This is a genomic window from Listeria tempestatis, from assembly GCF_963575625.1.
Lineage (GTDB): Bacteria > Bacillota > Bacilli > Lactobacillales > Listeriaceae > Listeria > Listeria tempestatis.
Genome location: NZ_CAUYTK010000007.1, coordinates 1 through 22,325, shown reverse-complemented (window position 1 = coordinate 22,325; position 22,325 = coordinate 1). Strand labels below are relative to the sequence as shown.

The window sequence follows — 22,325 nt, the reverse complement described above, 5'->3', positions numbered from 1 at the left end:
AGAATGAAATTCCCTAAGAAGCATTGTCGCTTGGGGAATTTTCGCGTATAATGAAACCACTTTAGAGGGTGGTGCAAATATGCAAACGATAGTGACAATCGCATTAATGGCGCTAATTGGTGCTTTTATTGGAGCAATGACGAATTTTATTGCGATTCGCATGCTTTTTAGACCATTTGAAGCGAAATATATAGGGAAATGGCGTGTCCCATTTACGCCAGGATTAATTCCTAAAAGACGGGACGAACTTGCCAAAAAAATTGGTGAAGTTATTGTGGAACATTTATTAACTGGCGATATGATACAGCGCAAACTGGAAGATGCGGCGCTTCAAAAAGAAGTCATTAAAACCGCCCAGCAATTATTTGAAGAAAAAATGGCGCTACAAACGACGCCAGAGGAGCTTGCTGAATTAGCGGGCTTTAAAGACGGCAAGGAGAGACTGATTCACTGGATTTCGGACAAGATTGAACAAGAACTAACCCGTTTTTTGAAAGAAAAACAGGATGTGGAATTGCAGCAATTTGTTCCCACCGCCTTAAAAGACAGCGTGAAAAAACATTTACCTGACATGACAAAAATAGGTATTGAACGTGTTGAAGCTTACATTTTAAGCGAAGCTGGCGCCACACAAATTGCCACCATGCTAAATAAATTTTTCTCAGAACATGGCAAGATGGGAAGCTTTGCAAAGCTCGTTTTAAATGTGGAATCCTTAACTGAAAAGGCGCAAAAAGAATTGAAAAAAATGCTTGTGCAACCTGAAACGGAACAAATGATTTTAAATTTATGCGAGACGGAGCTTGACCATTTGTTTGCACAAAAATTAGATGACATGTTAACAGCAGAGAAAAGGCAACAATTTGTTTCGCAAATCAAACGTGAAAGTGAACACTTTTTACGTTCTGAAAAATGGTTGAATCAGCCGCTTCAAGATAATTTGAGGAAGTATGAAACACATATTTTAGAGCAAATCATTCCGTATGCAACACTGCGCATACTTGATTTTGTCGCAGATTATAGCGCTGACATAATGAAGCGACTCGATATTTCAGGCCTTGTCGCAAAACAAATCGAGACATTTTCCTTAGAAGAAGTGGAAGCGATTGTGATCGATATTTCTGGGCGTGAGTTAAAAATGATTACGTATCTTGGTGGCGCCTTAGGTGGTTTTATCGGAATTGTTCAAGGGATTCTAGCGATTTGGGTGTGACAAGCGTTAAGACTTTTGTTATAGTTAGTTAGGAAGAAATAAACTATTTTGGAGGACTTACTAATGAGCGAAAATATTTATGATTTAGCACATGGTTTAGACAAAGGAATTCGCGAAACAAACGAATTTAAGAGTTTACAAGAAGCATACAAAAATGTGAATGCGGATGAGGAAGCGAAAACAAAGTTCAATCGTTTTCGTGAAATTCAAGTTACAATTCAAGAAAAACAAATGACGGGTCAGCCGATTGATGATGAAACGGTTCAAATTGCACAAGAAGTTGCTGAAGATGTACAACAAAATGAATTAATTATTGCTTTAATGGAAAAAGAGCAAGCGATGAGCACAATCATTAACGATTTAAATCGCATAATCATGACGCCGCTTCAAGACTTATACGACGTACAACAATAATAAAAAACCGCGCCAGAAAATTGGTGCGGTTTTTTATTTATAGAAAGGACTGCGCTTCAAGTTCAAGAGCGAGCGCCTTAGCTTTGTTTAAAATGGGGGAGGAGGTTTGCTCGTTTATTTTTTCAAATGAGAGCAACTTATATTTCTCTGGCTCCTCTTTAACCCCTTCAAAAATGAGTGGTACAACCGTATCCTTTGAAAAATTTAAATCGACTAGATAAAGCGCACAAATTTGGTGAAGTAGCCGTTTTCCGTCCATCTCGTAACCAATTAGAAAATCGTATGTACCAAGTGTTCTTTTTGCTTCAGGGAAAGCGTGATACAAACTCAGATGACGTTTTAAGGCATCAAAAAGCATTTCATCCTCCAAAAGACTTCCGCCTGGTAAATCATATTTTTGTTTAAATGGACCATTTTCGCGCATAACGACCAGGATATGTTGTTCATGAATATATAAGCCATATGTGCAAAAAATACGGTTCCAGTTCCCCATATTATCAAATCCCTTCCGTTAACAATCTATAGTTTATTGTAGCATAACTTTAGATGATTAAAATAGGGCTCTGGCAGGACTTGCGAAAAAAGACCATTCTCGGTATAATTAGAACATACATTCGTTTTTGGGGGTGGATAAAAATGAAAGAAGTAAAATTTTTACATATTGCGGATCTGCATTTAGATAGTCCTTTTACCGGTTTGAAGTCCCTTCCTAAACCGATTTACGAAAAAATTAAAGAAGCAAGTTTTCATTCATTTCAAGAGACAATCAAGCGGGCAATAGCCGAGCAGGTGGATTTTGTTTTAATTGCAGGAGATGTTTATGATAAAGAAGAGCGTAGCATTAAGGCGCAGGTGCAATTTTACAAAGAGATGAAGCGGCTAGAAGAAGCTAAAATTGACGTGTTCCTAATTCACGGAAACCATGATTTTTTGGAAAAAGGAAAAGATTTAATTGCCTTGCCCAAAAATGTGCATACATTTGGCGAGGAAGTAAGCGATATGGTTTGGCAAAATGGTGATAAAAAAGTAAAATTATACGGTTTTAGTTATCCAGCACGACACGTTTTAGAGGACAAGACGGCGTTTTATCAAAAAAGTGGTGATGCGGACTTCCATATTGCGCTCTTACACGGGTCGGAGCTTACGACATCAAGTGACCACGATGTTTATGCACCATTTCGCTTGGAAGAAATTATTCGAAAAGGTTTTGACTACTGGGCGCTAGGGCATATCCATAAACGTGAAATTTTATCTGAAACTCCAGGCATTTATTACCCAGGCGTTATTCAAGGACGGAACCGAAAAGAAGTGGGCGAAAAAGGTGGAACGATTGTCACGTTGAATGAGCTGGGCGCGCAATTTGAATTTTTTGCAACGGCTCCTATTGTTTGGGAATCAATCCGTTTGAAATTTAAAGACGAAATCACGAATAACAGCCTTTTCCGCAAATTAGAAGATACTCTTTTGAAATTTGAAAATCGGGGAGCTTCATATATTTTGGATATTGAAGTCTCTACAAATAAAGATATCGCGCACGAAGAATGGCTCAGCGTGTTGCAAGATGGTCGCGCGAATGAAACGCCTTTTGTATGGGTGAATCGTCTAAGCTTTATAAAAGAAGAAACTTTGTCTAAAGATTTTTTTCATGAAGGACTTTTGCAAAGCGAATTGACACGTTCCGCCGAGGAATTAAGCAAGGAAGAGGTATTTTTTCAAAACATTGAGCCGCTCTATTTTCATAACGGTATTCGAAAGTTTTTACCGGATATTACGGAAGATAAGCGTATACAAGTTATGCGGCAGGCCACAAAAAAAGTGGATGAAATCCTGAACCAGGTGGAAGGAGCGCGCAAATGAAAATAACTTCCATTATGATTTTAGGTTATGGTAAGTGGTCGAATGTGACATTTTCTGATTTTGCAGATTTTCAACTTGTGTATGGTGGTAATGAAGCTGGAAAATCAACCATTATGGCTTTTATTCATAGTATTTTATTTGGTTTTCCAACGAAGCAAAGTTCAATTCCCCGAATGGAGCCGAAAAATAAAGGGCCATATGGAGGGAAAATAACGCTTGCGAATACGAAATTTGGTATTGTTACGATTGAAAGATTGCGCGGAAAAGCAACAGGAGATGTGACGGTTCACTTAGAAAGTGGGGAAGTGTTTGGTGAGGAAAAACTATCAGACATTATAGGAGAAATGGATCGTCAAACGTATGAAGCAATTTTTTCTTTTGATATCCATGGTTTGCAGCAAGTTCAACAGATGAAACAAACAGAATTTGAAAAGCAACTACTGGTTGCTGGAACGGCAGGTTCAGATGCGCTTTTACAAGCGATTGCTCAGTTAGAGAAGCAAATGGAACTTCTGTTTAAACCGAACGGGCGAAATCCGAAAATTAATCAAGCAATTCAAGAAACAAATAAAGTATATGAATCTTATCTTTCAGCTAAGCAAAACAATGATAATTATACTAGGCTACTTACAAAATTGACTGAGCTAGACAACGCGTCAGCAGAAAGATTGAACGAAAGAAAAGTATTAACAGGCGAGCTTTCAAAACTTGAATGGCTGAAAGAAAAATGGCCAGTTTATACGGAATGGCATGCCTTACAAGAGAAAATCAAGCCAGTAGCAGATGAATTTCCTGTAGATGGAAGCATTCGCTTAGAGCATTTTTTAAATCGGATTCGCGAACGTGAAAATGAATTGCTACAACTGAAAGAACGAAAAAAAGCACTAGAAGAGAGCGGCATTCAAAACGGAGTCACTGCGGATAAGTCACAAATTGGAAAAATCGAATCGCTTCTCAACATGTGGCCGATTTATCAGGAACGCAAAGCGGCGTTTTTAGAGCTGTCATTTGAAGAGAAAAAACAATTGGAACAAGTGACTATGAAGTTTGACGGAGTGCTACCTAATTGGACAGCAGAAACTGAGCGAGAAGTGAATCAAATTGTACGTGAGCAGGGAGAGCTTGACCATGCTATTCAGACGGAAGAATTGACACTTGCTTTTCTTCAAAAAGAAGAGGACGGGGTGCAGGAAGAAATTGATGCACTAGAAGGAGTAATGTGGAAAGCTGAGGAATGGAAGAAAAATACGGAGAGTCATCAAAAGGTAAGTAAATCGCGTGAATTTATGTGGCCAATTTCAATGCTTTTAACCTTATTTTCTGTCGTACTAGCGATGATTGTTTCCTCATTTTGGATATACGGACTAGCTGTGTTATTCGCTTCAAGCTCGCTCTTCTTTTATATAAAAAGACCAGTGCAAAATGTGGAAGCGCAGTTTAGGTTTGAGGAGCAGAATAAATATCGCAATAAATGGCAACAACTCTACATGAAAATGGATAATATCGCTCATAAAAAAGCACAGAGTGAAATGATTCTTCAAGATGAGGCAGAGAAAAAATCATATTTGGAGCAAAAAAAAGCTTTTCTTTATGAAAAATGGAATCTGCCACCTAAAAATGATTTTTCTCTAGATATGGCAGAACTAAAAGCCCAAATTGAATTGCAAAATAAACTGACGGAAACTAGACACCAAATGGCTGAAAAGGAAACATTCATCAAGGAATGGGAAATGAATTTGTTTGCCCTGCCTGGTGATGCAAATTCACCTGAAGAACGCATCGCTTATTTGCGTCAAAGTTTAGTTTCTTACCGGGAGAACCAAACGGATTTTGCGAAGCGTGAGGAAAAACTAGATCAGCTTGCAAACCAAATTGACTTATTAAACCGAGATTTGCGGGACTTAAAACTGGAAAAAGACAACTTGATGGCGCAAGCTGGTGCGCATTCGGAGGACGATTTTAGACAAAAGGGGCTTGAAGCAAAAGCGTATCAAGAGGCGAAAGCGCGATTACTACTTTTAGAAGCTGAATTGCCGGTGCGAGAAAGTTTTTTGGACTATCATGATTTATCTACACTAAAGGAGCAGGAGTTTTTAGTGAAGCAAAAAATAGCTGATTTGGAAACGGAAGCGCGCGAATTTGAGCGGCAACGTGCTGAGTTGAAACATGAAATTGAAAGGCTTGAAGAGGGTGGTCTGTATGCGGAACAAAAGCAGTTATTTTATTTAGCAGAGACGGATTTAGTAGAACTTGCTGACGAATGGCTCGTTTTAAAGACCGCTCATGAAATTTTGAAGCAAACTGCCATCCAGTTACAGGAGGAAAAATTTCCGAAAGCATTGCAGTTTGCCTCGACTTATTTTGAAAAGTTGACCCACGGGAGATACAAGCGGATTTACTTTAAGAATAATCGGATACATGTTGAAAATACGGAACAAGTAATATTTTTGCCAGAAGAACTCAGTCAGGCGACAAAAGAGCAACTTTATTTATCGCTACGTTTTGCTTTAATTGAATCCATTAATACAGACTACCCGTTTCCGATTCTGATTGATGATGGATTTGTTAATTTTGATAAGTCGCGTCTTGATTTGATGATGGAGCTCTTGCGTTATAAGAAAACTAGTAATCAAGTTATTTTCTTTACATGTCATGAGGAAACTAACGAATATTTTTCACCTAACGATAGACTCATGCTATACTAAACATAAGAAAAATGCATAGACGGAAAGTAGGCGAAATGATTGGGAAAAAAATTATTAGAATTTGATGTCGGGGAAAGCGTAGAGTTATTTTTACTCATAAAATCCAGTGTGAAAGGAACCGCGAGCAATGGGAAGCCGTTTCTAAGTCTAGTTTTACAAGATAAATCTGGAGAACTTGAAGCGAAACTTTGGGATGTTTCAGAAACTGATGAGGTTGCTTATGCTGCGGAACATATTGTTCATATTGCTGGTGATATTCAAAATTACCGGGGAAGAAAGCAACTTAAAATTCGTCAAATTCGTCAGGCTACGCCTTTAGACAATGTGAGTGCAGGAGAATTTATGGAAACTGCTCCAGTCAATAAAGATGAAATGGCCGAAGAGATTACACAATATATTTTTGAGATGAAAAATGCTAATTTACAACGTATCACGCGTTCACTTTTGAAAAAGTATCAAGATAAATTTTATGATTACCCTGCAGCTGTTAGACATCACCATGAGTTTGTGTCTGGTTTAAGTTATCATGTTGTTTCCATGCTGCGGCTTGCTAAATCTATTAGTGATCTTTATCCAAGTGTTAATCGTGATTTACTTTATTCGGGCGTTATTTTACATGATTTAGGAAAAGTCATTGAATTGTCTGGGCCAGTTTCCACAACATATACGCTAGAAGGCAATTTGATTGGTCACATTTCGATAGTCGCAGAAGAAGTGAGTAAAATGGCCGAGGAATTGCATATTGAAGGAGAAGAAGTGATTGTTTTAAAACATATCCTACTCGCCCATCATGGAAAAGGTGAATGGGGAAGCCCCAAGCCACCACTTGTCCGAGAAGCGGAAATTTTACATCAAATCGATTTGATGGATGCTTCTATGAACATGATGGAAAAAGCGCTACGTCATACGAAACCAGGAGAATTTTCAGAACGAATCTTTGGTTTGGATAACCGCTCCTTTTATCGTCCAACTTTTGATGACAAATAAAAAAGATAGCCTAAAATCGGGCTATCTTTTTTTCTATTATTTTTTAGAGTCATCACTAGATTTTGAAGAGGAGTAATCTTTAAAAGCATTTTCTAGATCTTTATCTTCAATTTTTACGCCAGCATCTTTGTACTCTTCTTTAAGTGCTTTTTGCATATTTTCTTGAGTTACTTGAGAAGCAACATAAGCATCTTTCACTTGTTTTTTATCTTTTTCAAAAGTAGTTTTGCTTGCTGGTGCATCCATTTGGATAATATGGTAACCATATTGTGTTTTTACAGGAGCGCTAACGTCACCTTTGTTTTTAAGAGCGTAAGCAGCTTTTTCAAATGCTGGATCCATTTTTCCAGGACCGAATGGCTCAAGTTGACCGCCGTTATCTTTTGTTGAAGTATCAGTAGAATATTCTTTCGCTAAGTCAGCAAATTTTGCACCATCTTTAAGTTTTTTCTCTACTTCATTAGCCGTTTTCTCATCATTAACAAGAATGTGGCTTACAGTAATATCAGGTTGCCAAGTTTTGTAGTATTCTTTTAGCGTTTTATCATCTGTTTTAACATTTGCTTCAGTAGCTTTTGTTACAAGCATGTTGTACTTGATGTTTTCTTTGAAGCTTTCTTCAGTTAAACCGCTTTGTGCAAGAACAGCTGAAAATTGATCACCATATTGGTCTTTATATTTTTGAACTTCAGCATCAATTTCTTTGTCCGACACTTTATACTTATCTTCCAGAATTTTCTCGAAAGTAAGTTGTTGAACAGTTTGATCACCGTATTTATCTTTCATTGCTTCATAAAGTTCATCTTTTGTAACGTCTCCGTTATCCGTTTTGACAACATCGCCGCCGTTACCACATGCTGTTAAACCAATTACTGCCATTGCAGAAACGATTCCTAAAGTCATTTTCTTTTTAATCTTCATTAAACTAAACACTCTCCTTGATTGATTGTCACTATCTCCTGTTTACGAATACTATCATAACACATTTTATTCCACAATTTAGGAATATGTCAAAAATTTAATGGTATTCTCATGAAATTTTTGTACTCACTCCGCAATTAATATAGAAAAACCACGTTTCCCGTCTTCAACATAGCAATTTTTCGGACATTTACGAATGCGGTTGACGTGAATAAAGTCAGGGCAACACATGCCAATATGAATCGATAATAAAATGAGAAAAACAGGTGAATTCCAAATTGGAACTAATAGCGCAATGCCAAAAAATATAAATAGGATGAAAAGGAACGGGAAAAGTAGTGAAAAGATATATCGCTTTCGTGGAACCATTTGTTTAATACGAACATGAAGACAAGGTAATAAATAAAAATGCTTTTTAATACCAACTTGCAGTCCCGAGTGATAACGAAAAAGAGCTATCACATGGAGCATCTTATGAATAGGGTAGATTAAAATAATTCCTAAAAAAGATACCAAGTTATAAGTAGTTTCAAAATTGCTAGAAACTAAAAAATTATGACCTAAAAACAACACACAAAGTGCAATAAACGAAACCAGTGCACCTTTCAAAATAATGCGGTTATATTCATCGCGGCGCTCTGTATTTACAGATCTAAAACAGCGCATTTTAACGCCCTCCAATATATTCATCTTCGTACATACCATAGTATTGTATGCTCTCTAGTTTGGTATTTCAAGTCTTTTTAAAAAATAATGGAAGAAATATGGCGGAAAATTGACAGAAAAATCCCTCTACGCACTGAATAGAGGGATTTGGACTTACTTAGTATCTTTTTTTAATGTTTTTTCTAAATCGGAAATTGTTTTTTGCATATCTTTAATTTCATCTTTTAAACGTTTTTTCTCTGGTTCCATTTCTTCATTCCATTTTGAAACAGACTCCATGATATCACTTGAAACATCTTTTAAAAGCGCACTTCCTTCTGTGCCTAAAACTTGGACGGACTGAATCAATTCATTCGCATTATACGCAAGCTCTTTTAAAATAACCGAGGCTTCACCAGATTTTTCAGCAATGTTTTGACGCAATTCACGACCAGATTTTGGTGCAAATAAAATGGATGTCGCAGCACCAGTAACAGCTCCCGCGAGTATACCAAATATCAAAGATTTTTTATCCAAAATAATCACTCCTTAGCAAGTTAGGTACCCAAAAACTATAAACTAATTAAAGCGCTAATTTTTTTGGCGCGTTCGAGAAATTCCTCTTGGGTATATGTATTTGAGTTCTCTTTCCATTTAAGACCGAAATCATCATTATTTTTCGAATAACGTGGTATTAAATGTACGTGGCAATGAAAAACTGTTTGTGAAGCAATTTCTTCATTATTATTTAAAATATTTAGCCCGTCCGCATTGTAAACTTCTTTTACAGCTTTTGCGATTTTAGGCATACGTCTGAAAAGTTCTGCAGCCGTATCTTCATCTAAATCAAGCATGTTACGGGCATGTTTTTTCGGAACAACAAGTGTGTGACCTTTTGTCACTTGTCCTAAATCTAAAAAGGCATAAACAGCATCATCTTCATAAACTTTTGCAGAGGGAATATCTCCGTTTATAATTTTGCAGAAAATACAATCTTCCACGTGCAATACCACCTTTCATTAGTTTGATTGTCTCTACATACTAATTTACCATAAAAAAATTGGAAAAGCATGTTTCAGGGCTAGATAATTATGAGAAGTTTAGTTATAAATATGCTATTATTAAAAGTAAGCAAAAAATCAGATTAAAGACAGAAATTATTTAAGGAGGATTCTAAAACAATGCCCTTACTTGAAGTAGAACACTTAACTGGCGGCTATACAAAGCGACCGGTATTAAAAGATATTTCATTTAAAATTGAAGAAAAACAAATTATTGGACTTATTGGATTGAACGGAGCGGGGAAAAGTACAACGATAAAACACATAACTGGATTAATGCAACCTAAAATGGGGCAAATTCGAATTAATAACCACAAGCTAACGGAAGATGTTGAAAAATATCGCTCGCAGTTTTCGTATATTCCAGAAACGCCAATTTTATATGAAGAGCTGACTTTACTTGAGCATTTAGAACTTACAGCAATGGCTTACGGTTTGACACAAGAAGAGTTCGAGGCTCGGATGAAACCATTACTAAAAGAATTTCGTTTAGAAAAAAAATTAAATTGGTTCCCCGCACACTTTTCAAAAGGGATGAAACAAAAAGTAATGATTATGTCTGCTTTCTTAGTAGAACCCAAACTATACATTATTGATGAACCTTTTGTTGGTTTGGATCCGCTTGGAATCCAATCTTTACTTGGTTGGATTCGAGAAATGCGAGATAAAGGCGCCAGCATTTTAATGTCGACGCATATTTTGGCAACAGCTGAAAAGTATTGCGATCGTTTTATCATCTTACACCACGGCGAAGTAAGAGCAGAAGGGACGCTTCAAGATTTGCAAGAACAATTTGGGATGAGCGGAGCATCTCTGGATGAAATTTATGTCCAATTAACAAAGGAAGAAGCTTTCGATGAAGAAGAAATTTGATAGCCTAAATCTATTTCGTGAAAGATTTAGTTCTTATACAGATGAGTTAAATAAATATCTCCGTTATATGTTTAACGACCATCTGCTTTTTGTATTAATTATCGGAATAGGTGCGGGTATCTTTTATTATGCGGATTGGGTAAAACATATTTCACCTAGCTTTCCTGCAGTGCCGCTCATGGTTGTACTATTGACGTGTTCGGTTTGCTTTTCGAGCATTGCTACACTTTTAAAACGACCAGATGCTGTATACTTAATTGTTCAAGAAAAAGAAATGAAGCGCTATTTTAAAAAAGCAAAATGGACGTCTGCTTTCATGCAAAGCTATCTTTTTGCCATTGTCTTACTTGCCGCAATGCCAATGTATGTGGCGGTAACAGGCTATAGCTATACACGTTTTATGCCATTATTCATCATGATTCTTGGAATTAAATTTTGGAACACATATATGCAGTTTGAAGTAGCCAAGCTGGATAACCCAGACACAACATGGATGTTCTTTCGTGTCTTAATTACTGCATTTAGTTTATATGTACTACTGGCATTTTCGCTATTTTGGACAATCCCACTTGTTATCGTTTTGTTTGCAGGAAGCTTTTATTTTATCCGTTTAAAAGTTATAGAAAAAATACTTCGTTGGGATTATCTAATTGAGAAGGAAGAGGCGCGAATGAACCGCTTTTATCGTCTAGTAAATCTCTTTACAGATGTGCCGCATTTGAAAGGTACTGTTAGACGAAGAAGTTATTTGGACTTTTTATACAAACCGATTCCTTATGCGAAACGAAAAACATTCGCCTATTTATTCAGTAGGACTTTTGTAAGAACAAACGAATATATAGGGCTATATATACGCTTGACAGCAATTGCGTTGTTGCTTCTTATTTTTATCCAAGGTTTTTATATCAATATTATTGTCTCACTACTTTTTCTATATTTAACAGGCTTTCAATTTATTCCAATGCTCAAACATTTCGATGGACAAATGATGCTTCAACTTTATCCTATCCAAGATGCGTACCGAACTCGGAGCTTCATTCACTTCATACGCATTCTACTTGTCGCACAAGCAGTCCTATTTGGAATTATCGGAATCGCTCAAAATGATACAATTGGCGGGATAGCCATTTTAAGTGCAAACTTGGCCTTTGTTGTTCTCTTTTCTTATATATATATCCCGTTTCGTGTCAAGAAAATGTATGCATGAAAAAAGCATTGTAAGCTAGCTACCCGCTTACAATGCTTTTTCTTATTTTGAATCATGTGAGAATTCCGGGAAATGATACGTATCAATGTGTGAGAAACCAATTTGTGTATTATTATTCTCCATCACTTTAATAACTTGTGCATGGTGGGGTGTCGTTTTCCAGGCTTGGTAATACATTTCAGAATCCCAAAACGTTAAAATTAAGTATTTATTTTGTGTCAGTGATTGGCCAAGTTGAACACATTGCAAACCGGTTGTATTAGCTAAAATAGAAGCGATATTTTGATACATTTTAAGGAAAATAGGGATTTCTTCATCACGTACCATAATATATTCGAAGGTAACAGAACCGAAACCTTTTATTTCACCGTAAGATTGCATTAAACGGTACGTGGATGCTTCTTTTAAAACAGTTGGATTTTTCGATTCTTCCATTAAGACTGCATTGTTATAGTTCTGTAGAAGAATAAGCGCTTCATTTGGATGATTTGCTAGAACTTGCCGCAAATAATGCTCAGTTCCAGATGTAATGTAAATATTTTTCATGTTTTCAACCAGCTTTCTGTTTTTAAAATGTTTTGTCAAAATTTATTTTCCACCTTTAGAAAGTTTTAAACAAGTGTTAAGCAATTTGTTTGGTTTTAAACATAATTTTTAGTATTCTTGTGTGGGAATGTAAATATTATATGTGAGGGGCAGACAACGGGATGAAAAAAATCGAGAATGACTTATTTTTACGAGCGGCAAGAAAAGAAGCCGTTGATGCGATACCAGTTTGGTATATGCGGCAGGCTGGGCGTTCTCAACCTGAATATCGAAAACTAAAAGAAAAGTACTCACTTTTTGAAATTACACATAATCCGGAATTATGTGCGTATGTGACGCGTCTACCTGTAGAAAATTATGGCGTAGATGCGGCAATCTTGTATAAAGATATTATGACACCACTCGTCGGGATGGGTGTAGAAGTCGAGATTAAAAGCGGAATTGGTCCAGTCATTCACAATCCAATTCGAGGCATTCAAGATGTTGAAAAATTAGATCTGCTTTCGCCGGAAAATGATGTGCCTTATATTTTAGATACAATAAAATTACTAACAGAAGAACAGCTGACAGTGCCACTCATTGGTTTTTCAGGTGCGCCATTTACACTAGCAAGTTATATGGTAGAAGGTGGTCCTTCTAAAAGTTATCATAAAACGAAAAGTTTGATGTACCGCGAACCAGAACTCTGGCTTTTGCTAATGGAGAAACTTGGAAAAATGACGGCAGATTATTTAATCGCGCAAATTGAGGCTGGTGCAAGTGCGGTGCAAATTTTTGATTCATGGGTTGGTGCAGTCAGTCGCGCCGATTACGTGCAGTACATAAAACCTGCGATGCGAGAAATCATTCGGACAGTGAAAGCAGTGCATCCAGATGTGCCAATCATTATGCAAGCAGTCGCTGCGGCACACCTTGTCGCTGAATTTAGCGATTTAAACGTAGATGTTGTGGGTGTTGACTGGCGTATGACGGTTCAAGAAGCACAGGAAAGGCTACCGAATATGGCATTACAAGGGAACCTAGACCCTTCCATGCTTCTCGCAAAAGAAAAGTGTTTTGAACAAACAAATGAAATTCTTGTACAGGGAACGAAAAAGCCGGGCTTTATTTTCAATCTAGGTCATGGGGTTTTCCCAGAAGTTGAGCCCGAAATGTTGAAAGAATTGACACGATTTATTCATGAACGCAGCAAAATTTTACTAGGGAGTGACAAAAAAGCATGAAACAAGTGGGATTATTAGTTATGGCTTACGGAACCCCGTATAAAGATGAAGATATTGAACGGTATTACACTGATATTCGGCACGGAAGAAAGCCGACAGACGAAATGGTGGCGGACTTGCGTGGCAGGTACCATGCGATTGGCGGGTTGTCACCACTCGCAAAAATAACGGAGGAGCAAGCTTACGGGCTAGAACATACGCTAAATGAGTTTCAAGACGAAGTGAAATTTAAAGCCTATATTGGATTAAAGCATATTGAGCCTTTCATCGAAGACGCTGTTTCAAAGATGCACGAGGATGGAATTGATGAGGCGATATCAATTGTTTTAGCACCACACTATTCAAGTTTTAGCGTCGCTGCTTATAATGAGCGCGCACAAGATGCGGCAGACAAGTTTGGCGGTCCAAAGATAATAAACATTAACGACTGGTATAAGGAAACGAAATTTATTCAAATGTGGGCGGACCGTATTAACGCCACTACAAATGAATTTCCAAAAAATGAATTAGCTGATAGCATTTTAATTGTATCCGCACACAGTTTGCCTGAGAAAATTAAAGCGCACGGAGATCCGTACCCCGACCAATTGGCTGAAACTGCAAAATTGATTTTTGATAAAGTAAATGTGCCACACTACGCGCTCGGCTGGCAAAGTGAAGGGAAAACTGGCGAGCCGTGGCTTGGTCCAGATGTACAAGATTTAACACGCGAATTGTTCCGTGAAAAAGCGTATAAACATTTCATTTACGCACCCGTTGGCTTTGTCGCAGAGCATCTCGAAGTACTTTATGACAATGATTATGAATGTAAAGTTGTGACAGATGAAATAGGTGCAACCTATCACCGTCCACCAATGCCAAATGCAGATACTGAATTTTTAGAAGTTCTAAAAACAGTTGTTTGGGATAAGTATAAAGCGAAATAAGAAGAGCACATTTTCGTGCTTCTTTTCAAAAAAATGAAAACGCTTTCGATATTTTTACCATAATACTATAAAGTTTTAATCGGATTCTCATTTTTATGGGGCATAATGAATTAAGGTTAAGGTTCATAGGAGGTTTAAATGATGAATAATACAAAAGAGAAAAAACGAATTGCTGATAATGTAGCGTTTTATATGACGATGAATGGATATACGAAACGAACTTTCGCCAAAGCAGTTGGTGTCAGTCAAAATACTATCACGGCAGTTATAACAGGAAAGATGAGGAATCAAAAGAAATTTGATAAATACATACATGAAATGAGTGAAAAACTACAATTAGAAAAAGATTATTTTAAAAAGGATCAAGCAGAAATTGCAGCTGAACCAATTAAATTCCAAGATGAAAATAAACTTCATTTAGGTGACGAAAAATTCAATACATTAAGTTTAATGCTAAAAATTGGCGAAATACATTACGAGTGGGAATAAAATGACAAGAACCAACCTGGTGTCTCACACAATCAGATTGCTGACAAATGATGGAATTCTAGGCAAAGTCGAGCATTGAAATAGAGCATACTCAAGTACGTAATGACTGAAAACAAGGAAGATTGCCGTTTGCTAGCAGTATAAAACACCTTATTTCAAAAGAAATAAGGTGTTTTATTTGTTTTAAATAATGAGGAGACAGGGCTCTTTTATGTCCAACTTGTTGACTAATTTTGTTTTATCAACTAAAATGAAAGCACTTTTTGATGAGCTATTTTGGATAGGGAGTGGAAGAACTTGATTAAAAAACTGACATCAGCAAATGAACAAGAACTGAACGAACTACTTAAACCAGAAGCACTTTTAAATTTGTTTATTTTAGGGGACATCGAGAATTTCGGCTATGATAGTGACCTTATTGACATTTGGGGCGAATATAATGAAGATTCTTCGGAATTAATTGCTTGTCTGTTACGGTTTGAGCGAAATTTCTTACCTTATTCAAAAACAGAAAACTTTAATACGCAAGGTTTTGCGGAAATCATTAAAGAATATGAAAATTTTAATATTAGCGGGATACCGCGTGTGACGAAACAATTTGAGAAATATATACCAGATTTAATCGAAAAGCGTCATGATTCTTTCTTTGGAAAATGTAATAATGCGAGCATGATGAATGCGAATCGAGAAGTGATTATCCGGTCGGCGAAAGCTGAAGATGTTGCAGAAATTATTACTATGCGTACAGAAATTAAAGAATTTGGTGAGCGTGAGGAAAGTGAAGAACTTGTTATTCGTCAATTAGAGCAAGGGTCAAAACGGATTTATTATATTGAACAAGATAATCGCGTTGTATCCGTTGTGGAGTCGTCGGCTGAAAATTCGTTTTCAGCGATGATTACAGGTGTAGCAACGCTTGATGAATACAGAGGAAATGGTTTTGCGAGTACATTGATGAAACGAATTTGTTGTGATTTACTTGCAGAAGGGAAGACACCATGTTTATTTTATGATAATCCAGTTGCTGGAAAAATTTATCATAAAATTGGTTTTGAAGATGTGAGCGATTTTGCGCTGTACAGATAAGTTATAGTCGGATATGAAAACCATACGCAGGTCTGATGGGGATTATTTTGAAACTATGCTATACTTTTTTTATGAGTTTAGAGACGGGGGAGATTTATGATGAGTGAAGTAAAACAAAATGAGCGGATACGCGCCGAAGAAATGACAAATAAGCAGGTAATTATGCAAAAAACTTTGAATTGGTTTGTGATTTCACTACTAGTTGCGACACTTGGTGCGGCAGTGGGGAATTCACTTAATCCAGCTTGGTTTATCCCACTTGTTGTTTTAGAATTTGCTCTTTTAATCGCAGCAATTGTTGTTCGCAGAAAAAAAGCGCTAAGTCGCACATGGGGCTTTCCAATTTTAATTGCTTTTGCGTTTGTAACGGGCTTGATGCTTGGTCCAACGTTAACGTATTATTTCAATGCTGGAGCAGGAACAGCCGTTTTACTAGCGTTTGTGACGGCATCAGTTACATTTACAGTTCTAGGCTTTGTCGGGGCAAAAATGAAAACAGACTTACACTTTTTGGGGAAAGCTTTGTTTGCGGGACTAATTATTTTAGTGTTATTCTCGCTTTTCGGATTGTTTATTCCGCTAGGCGGATTTTCAATGATTATAGCAGGAGCAGGGACGCTGATTTTCTCACTCTACATTTTGTTTGATTTCAACCAAATTATGAAACGAGATGTAACACTTGATGATGTTCCAATGCTTGCACTTAGCTTATATTTAGATTTTCTAAACCTATTTTTATACTTGCTCCAATTATTTACTGGACGCGATTAATAATCAAAACTCATCGGGGGATATCTTCGGTGAGTTTTTTTGAAAAAAAGAATACTTTCATTGGACAAAGAAGGTCAAACATTCTATAATATTACTAAGGTCAAAATTGGTCAAAGTGAATTTTAAAGGAGGCCATATGATGGAAATGCAGAAATTTACAACGCAAGTTCAGGAAACAATTGGGGAGGCGCAGAAATTAGCGCAAGGATATAGGCACCAGGCGATTGACGTGGTGCATATTTTTAAAGTGCTGCTAGATGAAAGTGATTTTACAAAACGCGTGTATGAGATTGCGGAAGTCCGCGCGAACGCGCTTAGTGAGAAGTTAACGAATGCTTTAGACAAAATTCCTGTTGTAAGTGGGACAAACATTGAGTACGGGAGTTCGATGAGTCAGGAGCTATATACGTTAATGGTAGATGCTGAAAAGGAAGAAAAAGAGTTGAATGATGAATTTATTTCAACGGAACATTTACTTTTAGCGGTGATGAATCAAAAGAAAACGGTTGTGGCAGAGGAAATTATGTCACAAGGTAAAGATAAAAAAGCAATTTTAGATGCTGTGATGCAGATTCGAGGAGGTAAGCGTGTGACTAGTCAAAATGCAGAAGAAAACTATGAGGCTTTAACGAAATATGGGCGTGATTTAGTTGCGGAGGTGCGAAGCGGGAAGCTTGATCCGGTTATTGGGCGTGACACGGAAATTCGGAATGTAATTCGAATTTTGTCGCGAAAAACGAAAAATAATCCGGTATTAATTGGAGAACCTGGTGTCGGGAAAACGGCGATTGTGGAAGGGCTTGCGCAGCGAATTGTACGTAAAGACGTCCCAGAAGGCTTAAAAGATAAAACAATTATTTCGCTTGATCTTGGGGCACTCATTGCTGGCGCGAAATATCGCGGGGAATTTGAGGAGCGTCTGAAGGCTGTTCTTCAAGAAGTGAAAGAATCAGAAGGGCAAATACTGCTTTTCATCGATGAAATTCATACAATCGTTGGGGCCGGCAAGACGGATGGCGCAATGGATGCTGGGAACATGTTAAAGCCGATGCTTGCTCGCGGAGAGCTCCACTGTATTGGCGCGACAACGCTCGATGAATACCGGCAATACATCGAAAAAGATGCTGCACTAGAGCGCCGTTTTCAAAAAGTATTAGTCCCTGAGCCAACTGTTGAGGATACGGTTTCTATTTTACGGGGATTAAAGGAGCGATTTGAAATCCACCACGGGGTTAACATTCATGATAACGCGCTTGTAGCAGCCGCAACACTTTCGAACCGCTACATTACTGACCGCTTCTTGCCGGATAAGGCGATTGACCTGATTGACGAGGCGTGTGCGACAATTCGTGTGGAAATTGACTCGATGCCAAGCGAGCTTGATGAAGTGACACGTAAAGTTATGCAACTCGAAATTGAAGAGGCAGCATTGAAAGAAGAAAAAGATCCAGCAAGCTTAAGGCGTCTCGAGATGCTACAAAAAGAATTAGCGGATTATAAAGAAGAAGCAAATAAAATGAAATCGAAATGGGAATCTGAAAAGAGTGAAATTGGTAAGATTCGCGAAGTGCGTGAGCAAATTGATGAAGCAAGGCATGCGCTTACAGATGCTGAAAATAATTATGATTTAGCGAAAGCGGCTGAACTGCGCCACGGAAAGATTCCAGAATTTGAAAAAGAGTTAGCAAAACTTGAAGCGGAAAATCATGCGAAGGCGCAAAATGAGGACCGTTTATTGCAAGAAGAAGTGACTGAAAATGAAATCGCTGAAATTATTGGGCGCTGGACGGGTATTCCGGTGACAAAACTTGTTGAAGGCGAACGAGAAAAGCTATTAAAGCTCGCGGATGCACTTCATGAAAAGGTAATTGGACAAGACAATGCTGTCGATTTAGTCAGCGATGCGGTGTTACGTGCGCGTGCTGGAATTAAAGACCCAAATCGTCCGATTGGTTCGTTTATTTTCTTAGGACCGACTGGTGTAGGGAAGACCGAACTTGCAAAGGCTTTGGCTTACAACATGTTTGACTCAGAAGATCATATGATTCGCATTGATATGTCGGAATATATGGAGAAACATGCGGTTTCAAGGCTCGTCGGGGCACCTCCTGGTTATGTTGGCTATGAGGAAGGTGGGCAACTGACAGAAGCTGTGCGGCGCAATCCGTATTCAATTGTGCTACTTGATGAAATCGAAAAGGCGCATCCAGATGTGTTTAATATTTTGCTGCAAGTATTAGATGACGGTCGCATCACAGATTCGCAAGGAAGACTTGTAGACTTTAAAAACACAGTTATTATTATGACGAGTAATATTGGTTCGACCATGTTACTTGAACGCACAGAAAATAATGAAATTTCTGCTGAGCTAGAGCAAGATGTACAAAAAGTGCTACAAGCATCATTTAAGCCAGAATTTTTAAATCGTGTAGATGATATTGTTTTATTTAAACCACTTACACTTGAAAATGTATCGGGTATTGTGGAAAAATTAGTTGCCGAACTGCAAGTGCGACTTCAAACGCAAGAAATTCACATTTCGATGACAGATGAAGCTAAACAATTTGTTGCTAAGGAAGCCTATGATCCAGTTTATGGCGCACGACCATTAAAACGCTATTTAGTTCGCCATGTGGAAACGCCTCTTGCACGCGAAATTGTTTCTGGTGCTGTAATGCCTCACTCGACTGTTGAAATTGGTCTTGAAAACGGGGAATTCACATTCAATGTGTAAACAAAGGAGCGATTTTCGCTCTTTTGTTTAATTTTCATCAATGAAAAACGAGGAGTCGACTAGCTAAAAGGAGTGAGATGACTGCTTTTAAGGTTTATTTCTACTTAAAAAGGGAAAAATTTGATGTTAAGGTATATAGTAGGAGTAGAGAGGATGATAGAGTATGAAATTAGTTTTAATTCGTCATGGTCAAAGTGAATGGAATAAACTGAATTTATTTACTGGTTGGCACGATGTGGACCTATCAGAAGAAGGTGTTTTGGAAGCAAAAACGGCTGGAAAACGCATTAAAGAAGCTGGCTTAGAATTTGATGTTGCTTTTACTTCCGTTTTAACGCGCGCGATTAAAACGCTTAATTTTGCGCTAGAAGAATCGAATCAAATGTGGGTGCCCGTACATAAATCTTGGCGTTTAAACGAACGGCATTACGGGGCTTTGCAAGGGCTGAATAAACAAGAAACAGCTGATAAATATGGTGCGGACCAGGTGCAAAAATGGCGCCGAAGCTATGATACATTGCCACCACTTTTAGATGAAAACGATGAAAGACAAGCGAAAAATGATCGCCGCTATCAACTTCTTGATACACATGCAATTCCTTCTGGGGAAAATTTGAAGGTTACACTTGAACGGGTAATCCCGTATTGGATGGACACGATTGCACCGGAAATTAAATCAGGAAATCGCGTTGTGATTGCTGCTCACGGAAATAGTTTGCGCGCGCTCGTAAAATTTCTAGAAGGTATTAGTGATGATGATATTATGGAACTAGAAATCCCAACAGGCGTTCCGCTTGTTTATGAACTTGATAGTGAGCTTAAGCCGCTAAACAAATATTATCTCGACAAATAAAAAGAAGCGTCCCAGGCGGGGCGCTTCTTTTTATTTGATATCGTAAATTTCACTATCTTTCGGCATGAGAAGTGGAATGACAAGTACAAAAAATGAAATTCCAACTGTCAAAATAAGTCCTCTTGTGAAATCGAATGGCACATAAAGCATGGAAGAAAGTACAAATTCAGCCATCATCGAAAGGAAAAATACCCAAATGATTGTTACGATATAACGCATAGCGGACACCTCGATTCACATTATTACTTGATTAATTTTAGCATAAAGAAAGAAACTATTCCAGTTTTAGCAAAGTTATAAAGAAAAAAGTGTCATTATATTGTCACATTTTACTGAAAAACAGTTTAAAGCAGATAATAGCAATGTTTCTATTTATGTGTATGAATGATGCAATAAAACTGTTATATTTTTCACATCTATTTATCATAAAGTGCTGTTAAACTAAATTTTGCAATTAAGATTTATAGCAAGACAACTTTAAAGAATAGGATGTGCAATAAAGAAAAATGAAAAAAATGAAACATGCTGTTATAGCGTCAGTTATTGCTACCTCTGCTTTACTGCCGTTTGCTACTGTGCAAGCGGAGGCTGCTGATAAATCGGGTGTAACAGCTTCACTTCAAGGTATGACCGTGTCACAACAACAATTTGTTCAAGATATAGCGCCAAAAGCGCAAGAAATGCAAAAAAAATATGGCGTTTTATCAAGTGTGACGATTGCTCAAGCTATCGTAGAATCTAATTGGGGAAACAGTGGACTGTCTACTCAAGCAAATAATTTATTTGGCATTAAAGGATCCTATAATGGGGATTCTATCACCATGCAAACCACAGAATATGTTGGAAATGACCCGTATAAAACAGATGCAGCATTTCGCGCTTACCCTGACCGCGCGGCTTCTGTTGAAGATCATACGATGTTATTTGTAAATGGAATTAGTAGTGATTCAACTTTATATCATGATGTATTAAATGAAACGGATTATAAAGAGGCCTCAAAAGCCATTCAAGAAGCAGGATATGCAACAGATCCAAACTATGCGGATGTTTTAATCCAAACGATTGAACGTTATCATTTAACCGCTTATGATGATATTTATGACACAATTCAAAAATCGGAATATATGCTTGCTTACGGAAAAATGGAAGATCCGAAACATGCCGCAATATGGACCTCTCCGTACGGGACAAAAGGGTCTCAAAAAGTAGCAGATGCTTCCGCTTATAAAGATAAAAGTTTACGTATTGGAAAGAAAGTAACAACCGAAAGCGGAGATTGGTACGAAGTTTTTGAAAATGGAAAACGCCTTGGCTATGTTGATACAGATGTAGTAGAAGTTTTCTATACACCAAAAAATGAAGTGAAAAAAGAAATGAAAAAATATATCGTTGAAAACGATCAAAAAATTTATGCGTATCCAGTTGAAGATAGCTCCAAGGTAAAAGGTAACCTTAATGATTTAAAAGGTAAAAAAGTTACCATCGATAAACGTGCTGATGTCAACAATGAATATTGGTATCGCATCACTGATGAAGACGGCAAGCCAGTCGGTTGGTCAAAAGCACCTGGTTTTTCGGACAACAATCCTAATAAATAATGAACAAAAAAATCGCCTCGCGCGATTTTTTTGTCTATATATTAATAAAGCAAAGAAAACAGATAACACTGACCAACGCTTATAGAGCGATTTCGAAATAGATAAGCTACCTAAAAAGAAGGGTGAAAAAACGCTCTTTTTTATCATGTCCATTTTTCCAAAAAATTTACAAAATCTACATGGACGGTAAAATAGTAGTATGTTATATTATAATTG

General features: G+C 37.5%; 22 protein-coding genes. 15 read left to right on the top strand and 7 right to left on the bottom strand.

All coding sequences use genetic code 11. From position 1 onward, the window contains the following. The first annotated feature begins 79 nt into the window (after positions 1–79). Positions 80–1,213 carry a DUF445 domain-containing protein gene (locus R8923_RS09530; RefSeq protein ID WP_485872549.1) on the top strand — a complete coding sequence of 378 codons (1,134 nt, stop codon included), beginning with the start codon at positions 80–82 and terminating at the stop codon, positions 1,211–1,213. A gap of 63 nt (positions 1,214–1,276) precedes the next feature. Further along, positions 1,277–1,627 carry a YlbF/YmcA family competence regulator gene (locus R8923_RS09525; protein WP_485872548.1) on the top strand — a complete coding sequence of 117 codons (351 nt, stop codon included), beginning with the start codon at positions 1,277–1,279 and terminating at the stop codon, positions 1,625–1,627. A 37-nt stretch (positions 1,628–1,664) separates the two neighbouring features. On the opposite strand, the gene R8923_RS09520 is transcribed toward R8923_RS09525, so the two are convergent. Further along, positions 1,665–2,120, bottom strand: coding sequence for an NUDIX hydrolase (locus R8923_RS09520; RefSeq protein WP_485872547.1), 456 nt, complete (start codon positions 2,118–2,120; stop codon positions 1,665–1,667). A gap of 143 nt (positions 2,121–2,263) precedes the next feature. On the opposite strand from R8923_RS09520, the gene R8923_RS09515 reads away from it, so the two are divergent. Genes R8923_RS09515 through yhaM form a run of 3 tightly spaced genes read left to right on the top strand, consistent with a single transcriptional unit; the run spans position 2,264 to position 7,176 of the window. After that, positions 2,264–3,484 carry a metallophosphoesterase family protein gene (locus R8923_RS09515; protein ID WP_485872546.1) on the top strand — a complete coding sequence of 407 codons (1,221 nt, stop codon included), beginning with the start codon at positions 2,264–2,266 and terminating at the stop codon, positions 3,482–3,484. After that, positions 3,481–6,189 (top strand): ATP-binding protein, encoded by a 2,709-nt coding sequence (locus R8923_RS09510; protein ID WP_485872545.1) that lies wholly within the window; start codon positions 3,481–3,483, stop codon positions 6,187–6,189. The genes R8923_RS09515 and R8923_RS09510 overlap by 4 nt, the downstream gene beginning before the upstream one ends. 39 nt (positions 6,190–6,228) lie before the next feature. After that, the gene (yhaM, locus tag R8923_RS09505; RefSeq protein ID WP_485872544.1) at positions 6,229–7,176 is read left to right on the top strand and encodes a 3'-5' exoribonuclease YhaM; all 948 of its coding nucleotides are present in this window, start codon (positions 6,229–6,231) and stop codon (positions 7,174–7,176) included. 36 nt (positions 7,177–7,212) lie between these two features. Here yhaM and R8923_RS09500 read toward each other — a convergent pair whose 3' ends face one another. The 4 genes from R8923_RS09500 to R8923_RS09485 all read right to left on the bottom strand — a co-directional run bounded on the left by R8923_RS09500 (position 7,213) and on the right by R8923_RS09485 (position 9,743). Continuing rightward, positions 7,213–8,091 (bottom strand): peptidylprolyl isomerase, encoded by an 879-nt coding sequence (locus R8923_RS09500; RefSeq protein ID WP_485872638.1) that lies wholly within the window; start codon positions 8,089–8,091, stop codon positions 7,213–7,215. A 132-nt stretch (positions 8,092–8,223) separates the two neighbouring features. After that, a complete protein-coding gene (locus R8923_RS09495) occupies positions 8,224–8,763 on the bottom strand; it encodes a DUF3267 domain-containing protein (protein WP_485872543.1) in 540 nt (179 codons plus the stop codon). Between the two features lie 153 nt (positions 8,764–8,916). Then, a complete protein-coding gene (locus R8923_RS09490; protein WP_485872542.1) occupies positions 8,917–9,279 on the bottom strand; it encodes a YtxH domain-containing protein in 363 nt (120 codons plus the stop codon). 35 nt (positions 9,280–9,314) lie between these two features. Continuing rightward, a complete protein-coding gene (locus tag R8923_RS09485) occupies positions 9,315–9,743 on the bottom strand; it encodes an HIT family protein (protein WP_485872541.1) in 429 nt (142 codons plus the stop codon). Positions 9,744–9,923: 180 nt separating this feature from the next. Here R8923_RS09485 and R8923_RS09480 point away from each other — a divergent pair, with 180 nt between their 5' ends. Beyond that, complete coding sequence (locus R8923_RS09480) at positions 9,924–10,676, top strand: ABC transporter ATP-binding protein (protein WP_485872540.1); 753 nt, start codon at positions 9,924–9,926, stop codon at positions 10,674–10,676. After that, positions 10,660–11,883: an ABC transporter permease gene (locus R8923_RS09475; protein WP_485872539.1), complete on the top strand. Its 1,224-nt coding sequence runs from the start codon at positions 10,660–10,662 to the stop codon at positions 11,881–11,883. The genes R8923_RS09480 and R8923_RS09475 overlap by 17 nt, the downstream gene beginning before the upstream one ends. A 42-nt stretch (positions 11,884–11,925) precedes the next feature. On the opposite strand, the gene R8923_RS09470 is transcribed toward R8923_RS09475, so the two are convergent. Continuing rightward, entirely contained in the window at positions 11,926–12,429 is a 504-nt protein-coding gene (locus R8923_RS09470) for an antibiotic biosynthesis monooxygenase family protein (protein ID WP_485872538.1), read from the bottom strand. 161 nt (positions 12,430–12,590) lie between these two features. Between R8923_RS09470 and hemE the strand changes: the two genes are divergently transcribed. The 7 genes from hemE (at position 12,591) to gpmA (ending at position 20,511) form a co-directional block, all read left to right on the top strand. Next, a complete protein-coding gene (gene hemE, locus R8923_RS09465; RefSeq protein ID WP_485872537.1) occupies positions 12,591–13,652 on the top strand; it encodes a uroporphyrinogen decarboxylase in 1,062 nt (353 codons plus the stop codon). Further along, complete coding sequence (hemH, locus tag R8923_RS09460; protein WP_485872536.1) at positions 13,649–14,578, top strand: ferrochelatase; 930 nt, start codon at positions 13,649–13,651, stop codon at positions 14,576–14,578. The genes hemE and hemH overlap by 4 nt, the downstream gene beginning before the upstream one ends. Before the next feature lie 141 nt (positions 14,579–14,719). Next, entirely contained in the window at positions 14,720–15,067 is a 348-nt protein-coding gene (locus tag R8923_RS09455) for a hypothetical protein (protein ID WP_485872637.1), read from the top strand. A 297-nt stretch (positions 15,068–15,364) separates the two neighbouring features. Further along, positions 15,365–16,153 carry a GNAT family N-acetyltransferase gene (locus tag R8923_RS09450; protein ID WP_485872535.1) on the top strand — a complete coding sequence of 263 codons (789 nt, stop codon included), beginning with the start codon at positions 15,365–15,367 and terminating at the stop codon, positions 16,151–16,153. 99 nt (positions 16,154–16,252) lie between these two features. Next, positions 16,253–16,924, top strand: a complete 672-nt coding sequence (locus R8923_RS09445; protein ID WP_485872636.1) for a Bax inhibitor-1/YccA family protein — start codon at positions 16,253–16,255, stop codon at positions 16,922–16,924. A gap of 139 nt (positions 16,925–17,063) precedes the next feature. Beyond that, entirely contained in the window at positions 17,064–19,658 is a 2,595-nt protein-coding gene (clpB, locus tag R8923_RS09440; protein ID WP_485872534.1) for an ATP-dependent chaperone ClpB, read from the top strand. 163 nt (positions 19,659–19,821) lie between these two features. Next, a complete protein-coding gene (gene gpmA / locus R8923_RS09435) occupies positions 19,822–20,511 on the top strand; it encodes a 2,3-diphosphoglycerate-dependent phosphoglycerate mutase (RefSeq protein WP_485872533.1) in 690 nt (229 codons plus the stop codon). A 30-nt stretch (positions 20,512–20,541) separates the two neighbouring features. Here gpmA and R8923_RS09430 read toward each other — a convergent pair whose 3' ends face one another. Continuing rightward, positions 20,542–20,730: a YjzD family protein gene (locus tag R8923_RS09430; RefSeq protein ID WP_007474606.1), complete on the bottom strand. Its 189-nt coding sequence runs from the start codon at positions 20,728–20,730 to the stop codon at positions 20,542–20,544. A gap of 287 nt (positions 20,731–21,017) precedes the next feature. Between R8923_RS09430 and R8923_RS09425 the strand changes: the two genes are divergently transcribed. Next, positions 21,018–22,109: a glucosaminidase domain-containing protein gene (locus R8923_RS09425; protein WP_485872532.1), complete on the top strand. Its 1,092-nt coding sequence runs from the start codon at positions 21,018–21,020 to the stop codon at positions 22,107–22,109. The last annotated feature ends 216 nt before the right edge of the window (positions 22,110–22,325 follow it).